17 protein-coding genes are annotated in these 16,116 nt (G+C 50.6%); 7 read left to right on the top strand and 10 right to left on the bottom strand.

Features of this window, described 5'->3' with window-relative positions; all coding sequences use genetic code 11:
* The first annotated feature begins 29 nt into the window (after positions 1-29).
* From KDX31_13475 to KDX31_13455, 5 genes are all read left to right on the top strand, one after another.
* Positions 30-1,313, top strand: coding sequence for a tryptophan--tRNA ligase (locus tag KDX31_13475; protein ID UTW02360.1), 1,284 nt, complete (start codon positions 30-32; stop codon positions 1,311-1,313).
* Between the two features lie 80 nt (positions 1,314-1,393).
* On the top strand, positions 1,394-2,239 hold the full coding sequence (locus KDX31_13470; GenBank protein UTW02359.1) for a sulfurtransferase: 846 nt from the start codon (positions 1,394-1,396) through the stop codon (positions 2,237-2,239).
* 20 nt (positions 2,240-2,259) lie between these two features.
* The gene (locus KDX31_13465) at positions 2,260-2,640 is read left to right on the top strand and encodes an MmcQ/YjbR family DNA-binding protein (protein UTW02358.1); all 381 of its coding nucleotides are present in this window, start codon (positions 2,260-2,262) and stop codon (positions 2,638-2,640) included.
* Between the two features lie 116 nt (positions 2,641-2,756).
* Positions 2,757-3,692 (top strand): Dyp-type peroxidase, encoded by a 936-nt coding sequence (locus KDX31_13460; protein UTW02357.1) that lies wholly within the window; start codon positions 2,757-2,759, stop codon positions 3,690-3,692.
* A 188-nt stretch (positions 3,693-3,880) separates the two neighbouring features.
* Positions 3,881-4,078, top strand: coding sequence for a hypothetical protein (locus KDX31_13455; GenBank protein UTW02356.1), 198 nt, complete (start codon positions 3,881-3,883; stop codon positions 4,076-4,078).
* 67 nt (positions 4,079-4,145) lie between these two features.
* Here KDX31_13455 and cysK read toward each other — a convergent pair whose 3' ends face one another.
* Positions 4,146-5,114, bottom strand: a complete 969-nt coding sequence (cysK, locus tag KDX31_13450; GenBank protein UTW02355.1) for a cysteine synthase A — start codon at positions 5,112-5,114, stop codon at positions 4,146-4,148.
* Positions 5,115-5,495: 381 nt separating this feature from the next.
* Here cysK and KDX31_13445 point away from each other — a divergent pair, with 381 nt between their 5' ends.
* On the top strand, positions 5,496-5,969 hold the full coding sequence (locus KDX31_13445; GenBank protein UTW02354.1) for a sel1 repeat family protein: 474 nt from the start codon (positions 5,496-5,498) through the stop codon (positions 5,967-5,969).
* Positions 5,970-6,076: 107 nt separating this feature from the next.
* Here the strand turns inward: KDX31_13445 and KDX31_13440 are convergent, their stop codons facing one another.
* The 3 genes from KDX31_13440 to kdsA all read right to left on the bottom strand — a co-directional run bounded on the left by KDX31_13440 (position 6,077) and on the right by kdsA (position 10,502).
* Positions 6,077-7,510, bottom strand: a complete 1,434-nt coding sequence (locus KDX31_13440) for a DUF4139 domain-containing protein (GenBank protein ID UTW02353.1) — start codon at positions 7,508-7,510, stop codon at positions 6,077-6,079.
* A 5-nt stretch (positions 7,511-7,515) separates the two neighbouring features.
* Positions 7,516-9,501 carry an SUMF1/EgtB/PvdO family nonheme iron enzyme gene (locus tag KDX31_13435; GenBank protein ID UTW02352.1) on the bottom strand — a complete coding sequence of 662 codons (1,986 nt, stop codon included), beginning with the start codon at positions 9,499-9,501 and terminating at the stop codon, positions 7,516-7,518.
* Positions 9,502-9,656: 155 nt separating this feature from the next.
* A complete protein-coding gene (gene kdsA, locus KDX31_13430; GenBank protein ID UTW02351.1) occupies positions 9,657-10,502 on the bottom strand; it encodes a 3-deoxy-8-phosphooctulonate synthase in 846 nt (281 codons plus the stop codon).
* A gap of 113 nt (positions 10,503-10,615) precedes the next feature.
* On the opposite strand from kdsA, the gene KDX31_13425 reads away from it, so the two are divergent.
* On the top strand, positions 10,616-11,119 hold the full coding sequence (locus tag KDX31_13425; protein ID UTW02350.1) for a pyridoxamine 5'-phosphate oxidase family protein: 504 nt from the start codon (positions 10,616-10,618) through the stop codon (positions 11,117-11,119).
* A gap of 56 nt (positions 11,120-11,175) precedes the next feature.
* Here the strand turns inward: KDX31_13425 and KDX31_13420 are convergent, their stop codons facing one another.
* The 6 genes from KDX31_13420 to KDX31_13395 all read right to left on the bottom strand — a co-directional run bounded on the left by KDX31_13420 (position 11,176) and on the right by KDX31_13395 (position 16,034).
* Complete coding sequence (locus KDX31_13420) at positions 11,176-11,376, bottom strand: DUF2788 domain-containing protein (GenBank protein UTW02349.1); 201 nt, start codon at positions 11,374-11,376, stop codon at positions 11,176-11,178.
* Between the two features lie 125 nt (positions 11,377-11,501).
* Entirely contained in the window at positions 11,502-12,473 is a 972-nt protein-coding gene (locus KDX31_13415) for an ATP/GTP-binding protein (GenBank protein UTW02348.1), read from the bottom strand.
* Between the two features lie 171 nt (positions 12,474-12,644).
* Positions 12,645-13,151, bottom strand: coding sequence for a disulfide bond formation protein B (locus tag KDX31_13410; protein UTW02347.1), 507 nt, complete (start codon positions 13,149-13,151; stop codon positions 12,645-12,647).
* Between the two features lie 305 nt (positions 13,152-13,456).
* The gene (locus KDX31_13405) at positions 13,457-14,119 is read right to left on the bottom strand and encodes a 2OG-Fe(II) oxygenase family protein (GenBank protein UTW02346.1); all 663 of its coding nucleotides are present in this window, start codon (positions 14,117-14,119) and stop codon (positions 13,457-13,459) included.
* A gap of 78 nt (positions 14,120-14,197) precedes the next feature.
* Positions 14,198-14,440: a TIGR02647 family protein gene (locus tag KDX31_13400; protein ID UTW02345.1), complete on the bottom strand. Its 243-nt coding sequence runs from the start codon at positions 14,438-14,440 to the stop codon at positions 14,198-14,200.
* 577 nt (positions 14,441-15,017) lie between these two features.
* A complete protein-coding gene (locus tag KDX31_13395) occupies positions 15,018-16,034 on the bottom strand; it encodes an IS110 family transposase (protein ID UTW02344.1) in 1,017 nt (338 codons plus the stop codon).
* Positions 16,035-16,116: the final 82 nt, after the last annotated feature.

Below are 16,116 nucleotides of genomic sequence, written 5' to 3'. Positions count from 1 at the left end.
TCGTTAGCTTTCAGTAAAAAGATAATCAGATGACTAAGCAGACCGTTCTGACCGGTATTACAACCACCGGTACCCCACATATTGGTAACTATCTGGGCGCAATTAAGCCCGCGATTGAGGCCAGCCTCAACAGTAATAATAACAGTTACTTCTTTCTCGCTGACTTCCATGCCCTGATTAAATGTCATGATCCTGACCGGGTAGCCCGTTCAACCCGCGAGATCGCAGCAACCTGGCTGGCGCTGGGACTGGATACCGATAAGGCGACCTTCTACCGTCAGACCGATATACCTGAGATTACTGAGCTGACCTGGATTCTTACCTGCATGACCTCTAAAGGTCTGATGAACCGTTCCCACGCTTACAAGGCGTCTGTCGATGCTAACCGTGAAGCGGGACGTCAGGATGATGATGACGTCACCATGGGACTGTTCAGCTATCCGATTCTGATGGCCGCCGATATTCTGATGTTTAATGCCGATATCATTCCTGTCGGTAAAGACCAGATTCAGCATATCGAAATGGCGCGTGATATTGCCGGCCGCTTTAATCACACTTATGGTTCACTGTTTAATCTGCCAGAAGCTCAGGTGGATGAGCAGACTCAGCTGATTCCGGGGCTGGATGGCCGGAAGATGTCGAAGAGCTATGATAATACGATTCCGTTGTTCAGCTCTTCTGATGAACTGTACAAGCTGATTAAGCAGATCAAGACCGATACCCGGGAGCCGGGTGAGCCAAAAGATGCGGACAGCAGCACTATCTTCCAGCTCTATGCTAACTTCGCGACAGCGGCAGAACAGGCGCAGATGCGGACAAAATTTGCCAATGGTATTGGCTGGGGAGACGCGAAGAAGGAGTTGTTTGAGTATCTCGACAGCTATCTGGCTAAGCCCCGTGAAGAGTATAACCACCTGATGCATGATCTGGCCTATGTTGAGCAGCAATTGCATAAGGGCGCGGATAAAGCCCGCAGCTATGCGGCGCCCTTTCTGGAGCAGGTTCGCAACGCGGTCGGTATCCGTCCCCTGACCTGGCAGGGTAACTCCACTGTTCAGGCGGAAGAGAAAAAAGAGAAAGAGCAGTCTGCTGAGCAGATTGCCCGGGCAGAAGAGGGGCGTCGCCGGGCGATTCTGATGCAACTGAAGCCTTTGTTGGAGCGGGTCAGTAATGCAGATGATAGCTCTGCTGAGGCAAAACTGCTGATCGCAGAAAAAGAGGCTGAAGTTGAGTCACTGAAGAAAAAAGCGAAGCAGAAAGCTCAGAACGAACTGGACCTGTTGCGCGATGAGCTTGCCGCGCTGCTGGTGTAAGTTAAATTGAGGGTCGCCGGTTGTTGAAGACTAGCCGGCGCTAGCGGCTTCTGAATGACACAGACCACGGAGAGTTACGGATGTTTACGACACTGATCTCGGTTGCTCAACTGGAACATCTGCTACTGCCCGGGCATTCTGCAACGGTTGTGCTGGACTGCCGTGCCTATCTCACGGCACCCGGGAAGGGTGAGCAGGTCTACCGGGAAGGGCATATTCCGGGGGCCGGCTACCTCAATCTCGATACTGACCTTTCATCACCGGTCACCCCTGACAGTGGTCGTCATCCTCTGCCTGACTTTGCAGTGCTCTGTGCGGCGTTACGTGCCCGTGGTGTGAGTAGCGAGACTCAGGTTGTGGTCTATGACGACTGCGGTGGTGCCATGGCGGCACGTGCCTGGTGGTTGCTGCGCTTGCTGGGGCACCGGCAGGTCGCCGTACTGGATGGGGGTTATCCCGCCTGGCTCGCCTCGGGGCTGTCCGTCAGTGACCAGCTGCCATCTCCGTTAACGGGTAATTTTGACGCGGCTCCGGACCCGGTTCTGATCCTTTCCCTTGAGCAGGTTGAAGGGTTTACTGCGGCGGGGTTGCTGATTGATGCCCGGACCGCAGAGCGTTACCGGGGTGAACAGGAACCGATCGACCCGGTTGCAGGGCATATTCCCGGGGCGGTTAACCGGCCACTACAGCTGAACCTGACAAACGATGGTCTGTTTAAAACCACCGGGCAGCTACAACAGGAGTGGCTCAGCTTTATAGGGGATTATCGGCCGCATCAGGTCGCACATTATTGCGGTTCGGGGGTGACAGCCTGCCACAATCAGCTAGCGATGGAACATGCCGGACTTAAAGGTTCGAAAGTCTATCCGGGTTCCTGGAGTGAATGGATTCGAGATCCGCAGCGGCCGGTGGCAATCGGCGAATAGCGGTTCGGACAGAGATACTTATGGATTACCAGACAGCCCGCAATTATATGCTCAGTCGTCCGGAAGCCTGGGAGGATTTCCCCTTTTATCCCCATATTGCGGTTATGAAAGTGCACAATAAGATGTTTGCGACGCTCTCCGTTGAAGAGGGTGTCGCGAGAATGAATCTTAAGTGTGACCCTGCAGAAGCGCAGATGCTGCGGGATATATTCACTGCAGTTCTGCCCGGATATCATATGAATAAGCGTCACTGGAATACGGTTGTGCTTGATGGAAGTATCCCTGCGGGAGAATTGGAGAGGATGATTGACCGCTCTTACGGACTGGTAGTAAAAGGCATGACCCGTAAAGAGCGTCTGCCGCTGGAACTGAAATATGGTTGTGAGGTTTTATACCGCTAGTTTCACCCTGCCTTTATCTTGTCAGAAAGCCTTAATCACGAGTTTAATCCGGTCGTTATAAGCGTTAAGCTTAATTCAGTTGCCAAATCTATTTACGGTATTGAGTTTTACACGATATGGAGTTCGTTATGACCCGTTTTCAGTCTGGTATTACGGCCGAAGCTAACGCTGATGCCCTGTTTATTACCCTCAAAATTGCCCGCACACACGAGGCCAGTGGCAAGCTGCGCCGGATTCTCGCTGAAATTCCCGCCACTGAGCTGAAGTTCAGACGGCAATATCCTGATGCCGATATGCACATCACTGTTGCCATCGGCAGTGAATACTGGGATCAGCTCAGCCCGGAGCAAAGACCTGCGCAGTTAACCGCTTTTCCCGCTTTGAGCAGCGGCGCGATAAACATGCCACATACCCCGGTTGATCTGTTGCTGCATATCCGTTCTGAGCGTCATGATCTTAACTACGAAGCCGCTGTGTTGCTTACCGAAAAGCTGGGTGATGATGTGACTCTGGCTGAAGAGATACACGGCTTTCGCTATCTCGACAGCAGAGATCTGACCGGCTTTGTCGATGGTACGGAAAATCCTGAAGGCGATCACCGGGCAGAGGTTGCACTGGTGGGAGACGAAGATCCCGCTTTTAGCGGCGGCAGTTATATACACCTACAGCGGTATGAGCATGATCTGAAAGCCTGGAACCAGATCACGGTTAAACAGCAGGAGGATATTCTGGGTCGGACCAAAGAGGAAAATCGTGAATATGCCAGCGCAGATAAAGCCGCCTTTGCGCATACCAAACGGGTCTCATTGAAGGACACTGAGGGGCGTTCAATTGAGATTTTGCGGCATAGCATGCCCTATGGCAACCTGAGTCGAAAAGGGTTGGTGTTTGTCTCTTACTGCCGTTCTCCTGAGCCTTTTACGAAAATGCTGGAAAGTATGGTTTTGGGAGACAGTGCGGGTCACCATGATCATCTGATGGACTTTACGTCGGCGGTTACCGGTCAGGCTTTCTTTGCACCCTCACCGCAGTGGCTGGAAAAGCAGGCCTGATTCCTGCTGTAACAGGAGCGACTGAAAAACGTCACTGATTTGTCAAATTGATCCAATAGACTAAACTTAAGGGATTGGAAAATTCCGGAGATATTAGTAGCAGTTCCAGACATTGTAGCCTGCGAAGACGGGCGCAAGCAGGGTCTGCATAAAAAGCAGAGTGCAAATATAAGAAAGCGGAGCCGACTATGCAAAATGAGGCGATAAAAAGAACGATTGCAGTACTGGGCGTAGATGGTGAAAACTTTGAGGTGGATGGCCACTTCAAAGGTGATGAGCGTAAAGCGCGTTGGTACACCGTGAAGAAACTGAGCAATGGTAAAGTTTTTGTTGATCACCTGCCAAAGTTTCCAAGTCATGATGAGATTCGGAGAATGGTGTCCTGAATATCATCCGATGTAGTTAAGAAAAAAACCGGGCCAGGCCCGGTTTTTTCGTTTTAGCTTTGCAGCACTACTGAACTAACTCATTATCGCTGAACATCCCTTCAAACAGGGGCGTAGAGAGGTAGCGCTCGCCCGAGTCAGGGAGAATGACAACGATCATTTTGTCGGCATTTCCGGGCTGCTCGGCAACCTTCATCGCTGCGCTAAGAGCTGCGCCGCAGGAGATGCCCGCCAGAATACCTTCTTGCAGCATGAGCTGGCGAGCCACCTCAATCGCATCTTCATTGGAAACCTGCTCAACCTGATCAACCATAGACAGGTCAAGGTTTTTGGGCACGAAACCCGCCCCGATGCCCTGAATCTTGTGCGGAGAGGGCTTGAGCTCTTCACCGTTTAGTGTCTGAGTGATAATCGGAGATGCGGTAGGCTCAACGGCAACAGCTGTGATCGCTTTACCTTTTTGCTGTTTGATAAAGCGTGATACCCCACTGATGGTTCCGCCAGTACCCACACCGGCAACCAGAATATCGATCAGGCCATCGGTATCGTTCCAGATCTCCGGTCCGGTGGTTTTCTCATGGATATCAGGGTTTGCCGGGTTTTCAAACTGTTGCAGCATCAGGTGACTTTGAGGATCGCTGTTGACGATTTCCTGAGCTTTTTCAATCGCACCTTTCATGCCCTTGGCAGGTTCGGTCAGGACAATTTCAGCCCCCAGTGCTTTCATCAGTTTACGACGTTCAAGACTCATAGAAGAGGGCATTGTCAGGGTTAGCTTATAGCCCCGCGAGGCCGCCACAAAAGCCAGAGCAACACCGGTGTTACCCGATGTCGGTTCAACCAGCGTCATGCCGGGTTTCAGCGTACCATTTTCCTCAGCAGCCCAGATCATGTTCGCCCCGATACGGCATTTAACAGAGCCTGCCGGATTACGGCTTTCCAGCTTGGCGTAGATTCTCTTTCCAGGTGCAATTCTGTTCAGGTGAACCAGAGGGGTTTCACCGATCGTCAGTGAATTATCTTCAAATGTTTTCATGTGAGTACCTGTAACGACTGAAAAATAACCGGTCGCAGAGGCCCCTGTTTAAGACTCTTTCGACCGTACTTAAGGTTTTATTACGGTTTAAATATATTCTTTTAAGCTATTAAAAAATGTATTTCTATAGCCAAACTGTAACTGATTTAAGCGCAATAATTCGTTTATAGCAAGTGATAGACTCAGACCGTTTATCCGGGGTTGTAACGCCTCTGTTTACCGTATGTGTTGTGAGTATAAAACAGCAAGAGGTCGATCAACTACACTTGCAGAAGCGATGCCTGTATAGCGGGCATGTTAAACCTTAGCGTTAAGCGGTTTTAATATGAGAAAATTCTGATACTGTGTCCGGGTTAATCATCTCTCAGCTAAGGTATTCTGATGCGTTTTTTTATGACATTGATCGCTCCGCTGCTGGGCTGGATCGCTTTCCGGCTGTTTCATCTGCCAGTACTGAAAAGGTCTGAGGCAAAACACAGGTTTGTAATGAAGCTGTTTCGCTATGCTGCTGATTATGGAAGTGTTCGCGCCCTGTCTGTTTATGGGCATCTGCTGCACTTCCGGGGCGAGGGCATCAACAACCGGATACAGGGATTGATCTATCTGCAGCGGGCGGCTGATAAGGGCGACAGTAAAGCGGCTTATCAGATGGGCAAAATATTTGAGGTGGGGTATCAGAACTACCCGGCCGATCCGGCAAAGGCGGTTAAGTATTATCGTCAGGCCGCTGAATCAGGGCATATCCTGGCGCTCAGGCGGATGGTTGATATTTGCAATAAAGGTGAACTGGAGCAGAAAAAATCTGATACTGATGCCGCCTATTGGCTTGATCTGCTCGACGCGGACCGCGACTAAACAGTCGGCTGTTGAGACGTGCTATGGCTTATCTGCAGAGTGGCTGTGTTGATAATTGAGTCTTCCAGGCCCCGGCACGGTTTGCCGGGGCGCAGAATAAATGAGCGTTAGTTTTTCTTCTGCAGGCTTTTAAGTTCAGTTTTAAATTTCAGCTGGGTAGAACTTTCTGCTGGTAAGCTGATTGTCCAGCGCAGCTGGCTGGCGTTTACCCGGGTATATGGCTGGTTGCTCTCAGTTACTTTCCAGTCCTGATGGAAATTAGCGGTTATCTCAATCTGTTTGGTCTGGTCGCTACTGTTGCTCAGTTGCAGTTCATAACCGTTCAGGAAGCTATCGTAGTTTTTCTCAAACAGCGTCTGTTGCCGTTTAATTGTCAGATCGAATGCTTTGCCAACCGGCAGGTTAACTTTCTGGCCCTTACTGCTGTTTTGAATATTAGCGCTGCCAATAAAATGCTTGAGTCCCTCTGCGTCAGGACTAAAGACTCTGGCGGTGCCAGCTGGCAGCGGAAATCCCAGTCCCTCTTTCTGACCGTTGATAAAGCTGATCCTGATATCCGGTTTCTGATCATAGGTCTGTCGGTCAAGAGTGGGGTATACCTGAAATGCATAGTGATAACTCTTCTCTGCCGCCACTGTGTCAGAACTGATCAGGCTGACCTGTTTGGTCTGTCCGTTCAGCAGGCTGGCCCGCTGGGGCAGCTTATAGAGTTGGTAATCCTGGAATGCCTGAGGTGAGCCGCTGTCAGCCATCGATTCTGCCATCAGCATCGCGGTTTTCTGGCGCAGCATAGGAGCGGGTGGCTGATTTACCTGACCGGCCATCAGCAGCACTTTACTATTTTTGAAATCCACACCGGTATTGTTGATAAGCGTTGCCAGGCCATCGAGCTTAAGCTGATCCCCTTTATTGTTCAGTACCAGGGCGTAATCCATCTGCCAGCTGAGTCCCGAGGTCAGGTAGGTCAGCACTGCATCGCTGGATTGTGGGGTACCCGCAGAGCGGATCTCGAGGCTTGGCCGGGCCTGCATACCTTCCGGTAATGATGGAAAGATAAAGCGCCAGCCCTGCTGGTTGACCGGGACTGTCTCTACCCGTCCCTGGTACTCAACCAGTGCCTGATTTCCATCAGAACTCAGCAACACGGAATCGATGATTGTTTCACTGCCGCTGACACTGTTAAAGCGTGCCAGTTGCAGCGTCTTTCCGGTATAGGCGTTAAGCAGCGCGTACACTGAGATAAGGTTGTTGTTGAGGTTCTGCTCGAGGATTTTACCGGCATTCTCCACCTGCAGGGTCTGACTCATAATCTGATGGCTGACATCCCGTATATAGAGTGTCTGTCCCGGATTGATGCGGGGCAGGCTGCGGACATCTCTTACCAGTCCCAGATTCTGATTGTAAAGGGTAATGCTCAGGTCTTTTTGTTTCTCAGAATCGACGGTCAGTGGGGCGGCGTGTAGCGCTGTACTGGCCAGGGCACTTAAAATCAGTGCGGGCATTACGGCGGATAGACGGACAGAGGTCTGGAATTTAAGCATCACTGTTACTCGGTTGGTTTATCGGGCAGGTCGAGTGCTATACGGAATCCCCAGCTGTTTTTGCTGCTGTCCGGCAGATGGCGGTAGCGGCTGGATGAGCGGATCACCCGGTCGATATCGAACCAGGATCCTCCGCGCATAACCCGGAATTCGCAGTCACCCTCTATCATCGCAGAACCATCTTCGGGTGCTCCGAAATAGGCGTCCTGATAGCAGTCCTCAACCCATTCATCGACATTACCACTCATATCATGAATGCCCCATGAATTTGCTGGGAAAGATGCCACCGGTGCTGTTTTCTTGCCATCCCACTCCGTGCCACACTCGCCACAGACGGCACGCTGCGCTTCAAACTGATCACCCCACCAGTAGTTGGTGTCGGTGCCTGCCCGGGCAACATACTCCCACTCGGCTTCAGTCGGCAGGCGGTAAGGCTGACCTGTCAGCAGCCCCAGCCACTGAACATAGGCTTTTGCGTCTTTCCAGCTGACATTGATCACCGGGCGGTTACCGCGTCCCCAGCCTTCATCGTCGGGTAGCGGACGCCCCATAGATCGGGCGTAGTAATCATAGTCGTTAAAGGTCACTTCGTTCCGTGACAGGGCAAACCTGTGACCGATGGTCACCTGATGTGCGGGCAGCTCGTTGTCATCGCCGACCAGTTTCTGATCGCCCATGATGAAACTGCCCCTGGGGATGATAATCATCTGAGGACCTTTAAAGCCATCATCCAGTTGGTCGGTGAAAACGGTTAGCTTGTCCGGATCAGCAAACTTAACGCTCATCAGCTCTTTATGTAGCGCATCGATTTCATCGGTTTTACTTTTCAGCTCAGTCTGTAAGGTGCCGGTTTCAGCAGAGCGTTGTTCACGTTCTGCCTGTAGTGTTTGTTGCAGGCCGGCAATATCTTCTCGAGCTTTTTGCAGCTCTGTGTGGGTCTGCTCCAGGGCTGTCTTAACCTCGCCGGTGTTTTGCCAACCGATGAAAAAGGCGATGCTGAAACCAAGCGCAAAGCCAGAAATGAAGATCAGTGCTGATACGGCCCAGTCGGGTACGCTTAACATCCATAGTTTGCGTGGTTCAGCCACATCCTCCTGCAGCGGCTCGGGGATATCTTCTTCAGACTGACGCTCTTTTTTATCACCAGCGTCGATTATCTGTTTGAACAGCTGGCTGGCCTGGCGGGGGCGTTGTTCGGGGTCGGTAGCGAAAGCTGACTGCAGAATATCCCACTGTTCAGGGTTCAGTGAGGCCGGCTTATTGAGTTCCTTGCGGACCCGGGTTGATTCATCATCACTGGCCTGAAAGGGCGCTTTGCCGCTTAGCAGGTGGTAGACAATACAGGCGAAGGCGTAAATATCCGCTTCAATAGTGAGCGGGTTAGGGTGAAATGATTCAGGGGCTTGATAGGCCAGATGGGAAGAGGGGGTATTGCTCATCTCGTCAGCGATTGTCATCGCTTCATCGAAGGCAAAGTTCGCCAGCTTCACGCCCCCTTGTTTATTGATAAAGACCGATGCAGGACAGATCCCTTTGTGGGGTTGTCCGGCCCCGGCATGGGCAGTGTCTATTGCCGTAGCAAGTTGCTGCAGCAGTCCCTTTTTCTGGTTGTCTTTGAGCTTACTGGCCTGACCACTGGTAAGCAGCTTTTCCAGTGTCAGCCCGTCCATCAGTTCAATGGCAAAGAACAGCAGCAGGCCTTTATGCCGGAACATGCCATAATACTCTGCAAGGTGCGGGTGCTTGAATTTTTTGCTGAGGACAATATGTTTTTGTGCTGAGTCGATAAATCCCTGATGCCTTAACAGCGCGGGGTCAAATATCTGCAGTGTGACAGGCACCGAACGGCTGGTGGACAGGTCCTCTGCGTACCACAGCTGGCCAAACCGGTTCGTTTGAAACTGGCTTGTCAGTTTGAACTGGTGATGATCCGGGCCAATGATCTGACCCGGTTCCAGTCCGTCGTATATGAGATCGCTTGGTATAGCCATTCCTATGCACCCTTCATCGAAAAACCTGACGATTCTGTACGATAATAGAGTATGACTAACAAAGAGTTAAGGCTCATAGCTGTCAAAACGACAGGTATATCACCGCAAGCGTAAAGGACGTGATGTTGGCGACCCCTGCAGGGGTCGCAACGGAGTTATTCAGTAATCAGTGGCTCGAAACTTTTGACCAGCTCGTCAACCGCTTTCATCTGGGCCAGATAAGGCTCTAGTTTATCCAGTGGCAAAGCACAGGGGCCGTCGCATTTTGCCTGACTCGGATCCGGATGAGCCTCGAGGAACAGTCCGGCAATGCCTTGTGCCAGTCCCGCTCTGGAGAGTTGGGCAACCAGTGCGCGGCGGCCATCGGCTGAGTCACTTCTTCCGCCCGGCATCTGCAGCGCATGCGTTGCATCAAACATCACCGGGTAGCCCATCTCTTTCATGATGGAGAAGCCCAGCATATCGACAACCAGATTGTTATAGCCAAAGCTGCTGCCGCGCTCGCATAAAATCAGGTTGTTGTTACCCGCCTCTTCACATTTATTGAGGATGTGTCTCATCTCCTGAGGTGCAAGAAACTGAGCTTTCTTGATATTAATAACCGCACCGGTTTCTGCCATCGACTTTACCAAATCGGTCTGACGGGAGAGGAATGCCGGCAGTTGGATGATATCGCAGACTTGTGCGACGGGCGCTGCCTGATGGGGCTCGTGAACATCGGTGATCAGCGGGACGTTAAAAGTCTCTTTTATCTCCTGCAGAATTTTCAGGCCTTCATCCAGCCCGGGGCCGCGGAAAGACGTCAGCGATGAACGATTGGCCTTATCGAAAGAGGCTTTAAAAACATAGGGAATGTTCAGTCGGCTGGTGACTTCAACATAATGTTCTGCGATCTGCATCGCCAGGTCTCTTGATTCCAAAACATTCATGCCGCCAAACAGAACCATCGGCATCTCGTTTGAGATTGAGATGTCCCCGGCTTTAACCACTTTCTGTTGCATATCCACAAATCCTGTCAGTTTTATACGCGGGTAATTATACGTTAATCTGTATGGCAATGGAGTATATTTATATTCAGTCAGATTAATTAATAAAAGCTGTTGGAGAAGCTGACATGTCAGAGTCGCAGGTAGACCATCAGGCGGTGGAGCAGCTGAATCGCCTGTTGCAAACAAGCAAAACACTGCAGCTGGCAACTCAGGGAAAGAACGGGCCTGAAGCAAGCTACTCACCGTTCGTTTTAAGTGAGGGTGATCTCTATATTTTTGTCAGTGAGCTTGCCAGCCATACGCTTAACCTGATGCGTTCGCCCGCAGTCGGTGTGATGCTGATTGAGGATGAGGCGATGAGTCGAAATCTGTTTGCCCGAAACCGGGTTACCCTGCAGTGTCAGGCCAGTGAGGTTCGTCGTGACGCCACTGAATATGCTCCGGTCATGGCGCTGTACCGGGAGGAGCATGGCACTACTGTGGACCTGTTGCTCACCTTGCCGGATTTTAAACTGTTTCGCCTGACGCCGGATCAGGGGCGTTTAGTTTTGGGCTTTGGGCGGGCATTCACACTGCAGATGCCCGACTTTTTGCTGCAACCCGTTACCGCCGACACAATACAGAACTGAGAGTGCTGAGGGAGAGGCTCAGGCAGGCGGACTTTCCGTTAAAGGGATTATCAGTCTCAGCCTTCCATCATGTAGACGACGACTGTTTTTACCAGAAAGGCCGTCAGACCCAGCCCCAGAGCAAAGAACAGAACCGCCGTGCCAAACTTGCCCGCATTTGATTTCTTCGCCAGATCATAGATGATAAAAAAAACGTAAGCGGCGAAGATTGTGATGCCCACATTCAGAGATATCGCTTCAATTTCTGCCAGACGCACTGCGCAATCCTTATATTAAAAAGTAAAAATGGTCACGGATTGTACAGAATTCGGACCTGAATGTGCAATCGGAAGGGCGGTGAAACTGTGGTGTTTGCTGGATATTCTCGACATAAGCTTATGCATCAGGCTGTCGGTATAGCCAATCTGTCAGACCACTGTAACCGGTTATCGATCTCCTGCTTGAGGGAAAGCAGGCTTAGCTGCCCATTGCAGTGAACGCCTAAAGTCTGGTTGTCAGCCAGCATAATCAGGTAATACCCCTCTCCCTGAGTATTCAGTGAGAAGCTTTCGACAGAACCAGGATTATCGATCCGCTGGCGAACCGGGGGAATCCCGGCAGTAAACGCCTGTAGTGCTTTCAGTTCAGAGTATGTCAGGGATGAATGTTCGGGGTGGTTTTGGCAGTTCAATAAAGCGGTTCCGGTTACCGCGTCGATGCTTTCAACTTCATCAATCAGTCCGGGTGTAAATAACGCGTAATGGTTGTCCGGTGCAAACAGTTCCTCGAGACTCATTTCCTCTTCCGTTTGCCACAGGCTGTCATCATCAGCAGCAACATTTTCGGGTATTTCCGGTTGCAGGATTTCGTCAATCAGTAGCTGTACATCTTCAGTCCGGCGAGCGTCGATAAAAAATAGCGGAGCTTTGATCTCCAGTTCAGCAAGCCATCTTGCATAATCAGCCCGGGTGGGGGTCGTCGCCAGATCACTTCCGGTAACGCCAATAACCAGAGGGGTGGACGGATTGTACATAGTGAAATTATTCAGGTAGAACTCGAGGTCTTTGCGGGGATGGTTGCGGGTGTTATCCAGCAGCATGATGTGACCGCTACAGTCATGGGCCAGTTCGGTTGAAATCATCTCCCACATAAACCGAAACCGCTCCTGCCCCGGAGTGCCATACAGGTGAATCCGTTTACCACCGCTTTCCAGCAGCGCATAATCCATTGCCACTGTCGTTCTGCTTTTACGTCGCTGGCCTGTATCAGAGATGCGCGCGTCAGTGGTCGCACACGTGTTGTTAGTGATCGTGGCGATAGCGGTTGTTTTGCCGGCGCCAACCGGGCCAAAGAAGATGATTTTGGGGTCTTTCATCGATGTAAAGGGCCCGCTTGTTGGCCGGGCGCTTCGCCTCATTTCTCTTCTGATCGGGTTAGCGGTGGTCCTGTTACCAGCTTAGCCCGGCGTTTGTTTCGGCAGATCCCTCTGACAGCGTTCATCAACATCGTTTGAGAGTATAAGGTACCGCTTTGTTAAGCAAAGGTTTTAAGCTTTTCTGTACAGGGAGAACGTTGCAAGCAGTGTGGTTATCACGGCGATCGCCGAGGTTACCAGCAGCGCTTCAGCCATGGTAATACCGAATAGCAGTTCAGGGGTCCAGCCGCACAGTTCCCAGGGCTCAAACATTGCGGGGAACCACCGGTCCAGTGCAAACCAGTCTGGCAGGCCCGAACCCATGGTACAACTGCCTTCTATCAGGTTGCGCTCGATCGCGAAGGTCATCCAGGAGCGTTCAGTTAACCCGACAGCGGCAACCACGGTCAGAAGACTGATCAGAATATTCATGGGTCGGCTTTTGTGGCCAAGGAGCCCCAGGATTCCCAATAGAATAAAGGCCATCACCCAGATGCGTACGTGGATGCAGAGTACACAGGGACCATAGTTGAGAACATACTGGTAATAGAGCGCTATGCACTCCATCGTCATACCGGCAAATATCATGGCAAGCCAGTACCAGGGGCTGCGGAAGAAACAGTTGAGCGTGTTAAACATTGAAAATCCTGTATCTAAAAGATGAAATCCTGCAGGTCAGATCCGTGATGACGATAGAAGTTCAGTCAGTCGTTTAATATACCCTGTACCATTGACTGAATCGAGCGTGCAAGTGGTTGATACTGTTTCATATCCGGATGGATATTGTCCATCTTGCTGGCGTTGATCATTGTTCCGCTATTAAAGAAATCAGATTCAGTGTCTGCTACGATTGGGTAATCGGTGGCGGGTATCGGGACTAATGCCCCAGCGAAGCGAGTCTACATAAACCTGAACGTGTTTCACCGGGGTACCTGCCTTGGTGTTTATTCCTGAAAATGGATCTGACTGTTAAACGCGATCACCACCCGGTCTTTCTGACCAAAATAGGGCATCGCAGCATGCTTAAGGTAGGAGGGGAATATAACCACCTGGCCTTCAACGGCAGCAAAGTCCCAGCTGCCGGTACCGTTGAGATAGGCTGTACCGGCATCAAGATACTGATCAGCTCCGTGGCGCGGGTCGTAGAAGCGGTTGATGCCATTACGACTCTGGATATCGCACTCTCCGGCATCTACATAGTAGATACCACACCAGGAGCAGTTCGGATGAGCATGGGTGTCATGATAACCACCGTTTTCGGTGACATGAAACCAGGACTCAACAATATCTGCCCTGGCCTGAGCGCCTTCAGGCCAGAACGGTTCATTAACGGCACTGGCAACGGTGATCAGCATCTCCTCAATAAACTCCCGTAGCTCTGAAATAACCGGATCAGGGTGTTGTAACAGATCCAGGGAACTCTCATAAAGCGCGTGTTTTGCTGTCGGGGCAACCTCGCTCTCGATGGCCTGTTGCTGATTATCCCGTAAGCGGTAGATCAGTTTCAGAAGAGGGTCACGGATAGCACCGTGCAGTGGATTCTGCACGGTAAACATCTGGGTTTCCCAGACATTGATATCTTCGATAAGGATTTCAGCCTGATGCATGGATGCGTTTTTATCCCGGTGGCTATATTAAATTTTGGAGTTAAGGGTTTGGCTTAAATTGCTGGATCAGTGCTGATTTTACTTAGGCGCGTTGAGAATGTTCAGCAGCGCGTGAGCCTGATCTGCAGCTTCATGGCCAAGCGGTGTCAGATAGCCGCCATCAAACAGCGTGATGAGCTTTTTATCAAACAGGCGTTGAGTGGCCTCAACCAGTTCCGGCGCGGCAGTGTCCTGATGTACCTTGAGACCCTGATGATCGCTGCTCTGGCTAAAGCGAATCAGCATATTAATCTCTTCCTGAATATCGTTTGTCAAAGGCATATTGTTATTCTCCGGGTGCTATTAGATCTTTCCCACACATTGGCACAGGATAACGGCAAGGTACAGAGGGGGAGTGAAATATTCTATGGGTAATTGATTTAAGGCGGTTTTTTTAAGAACTGAGACTAGAGGTTAAGCCGGTATGACTTGTGTTTTCTTGGGTAGCTGCCCGCGAGCAAGCAACGAAGTCGCGTTTGGCAAGTAGCGTTTTTGCTGCGGACTGAGCGAAGCGGTAGATTAGCGTTGTGCAAAGCACGCACAGCATTGTCTTCGTTCGCGGGCTCACTCCGACTCGAACCACGTCGGTGGTCCTCACCCACCCCCTGCGCATAAATTTCAGACACAAAAATGTATGGTTCCCCTCATGATTGCAACACAGATTTGTGATCATGAGGTGGTTTTGCGCTAATGTATTCGGAGTCTTTAATTAGGAATGTTTCATTCCTGCTCCACGATGAGCATCCGCGCCAGATAGCCCTTAAAAAACCGACAGCTTATAACAGCTGTTTTTTGTGACAGGTTTACTACCCGGACGGTCAACCCTTTTCATCATCACGCTCTGTTATTGCAAACCTGATTAAACCTGCTGTGACTGGTAAGGCTCATTCTTGCTTAAAACAGCATACGCTATTCGTGACAGCTTGTTTGCCAGAGCAATACAGACCGTATTAAATGATTTACTTGCTCTCAGCTTTCTTAGCCAGTCATACATCGGCCCCCGATAGTTATCCAATCGTGATAGGATCGCTCTGGCTCCGTGCACTAATAAGCATCTAAGGCGTTTATTTCCACGCTTACTAATACCTAATAACTTCGACCTCCCTCCTGTCGAATATTGCCGCGGCACCAACCCTAACCAAGCAGCCATTTCTCGACCGCTTTTAAACTGATGAGCATTGCCCACTTCTGCTGCTAATTGGCTTGCAGTCATATCACCAATACCAGGAACGGTTTTTAGTAGCTGGCAACGACTGCTTTGCTTAACCTGCCTAACGATTTTTATATCTTGTTCGGCTATTTGCTCATTTAAGTAGCGGTAGTGATCATGCATCACTTGAAGCTCACCTATGATGGCTGGGCATAGTGTAACTTTTTGTGTGCTTAGCCATGAAAACAGCTTTTTCATCGCTGAGTGACCACGTGGAAGGGATAAACCGAATTCCAATAACAGCGCGCCAATACGTGACATACAAGCTGTGCGCTCCGCTACGAAGCCTTCACGTACTCGATGTACGACTACCTGACTTTGTGCGTCAACTGACTTCACTGCGACAAACCGCATATCCGGACGACCTGCCGCCTCAGTAATCGCTTGCGCATCAATGAAGTCGTTTTTATTACCTTTAACAAAAGGTTTAACATATTGAGGCGGGATTAATCGGACGTCGTGACCATAACTCATGCAGAGACGGCCTAACCAGTGCGCGCCACCGCATGCTTCAAACGCAATAATGCATGGCGGTAGTTGTGCTATAAAAGTAATGAGCTGATGACGAGAGAGTTTCTTTTTGCAGACTTGCTTATCGTGAGAATCACGACCAATTAAATGAAAAGAAGACTTGCCTAAATCGATTCCAAGGACTTTGATAGACATGAGATGGTTCTCCTTGTTGGTTTCGTCGCCTTTCCAGCATAGCTGGTTAAAAGCGAGGGGAACCATCTCATTAAGCCCCGTT

Origin of the sequence: Amphritea atlantica, assembly GCA_024397875.1 — a bacterium.
Taxonomy (GTDB): domain Bacteria; phylum Pseudomonadota; class Gammaproteobacteria; order Pseudomonadales; family Balneatricaceae; genus Amphritea; species Amphritea atlantica_B.
Note: the sequence above shows the minus strand (reverse complement) of the source record. Positions and strands in the feature narration are given on the sequence as shown.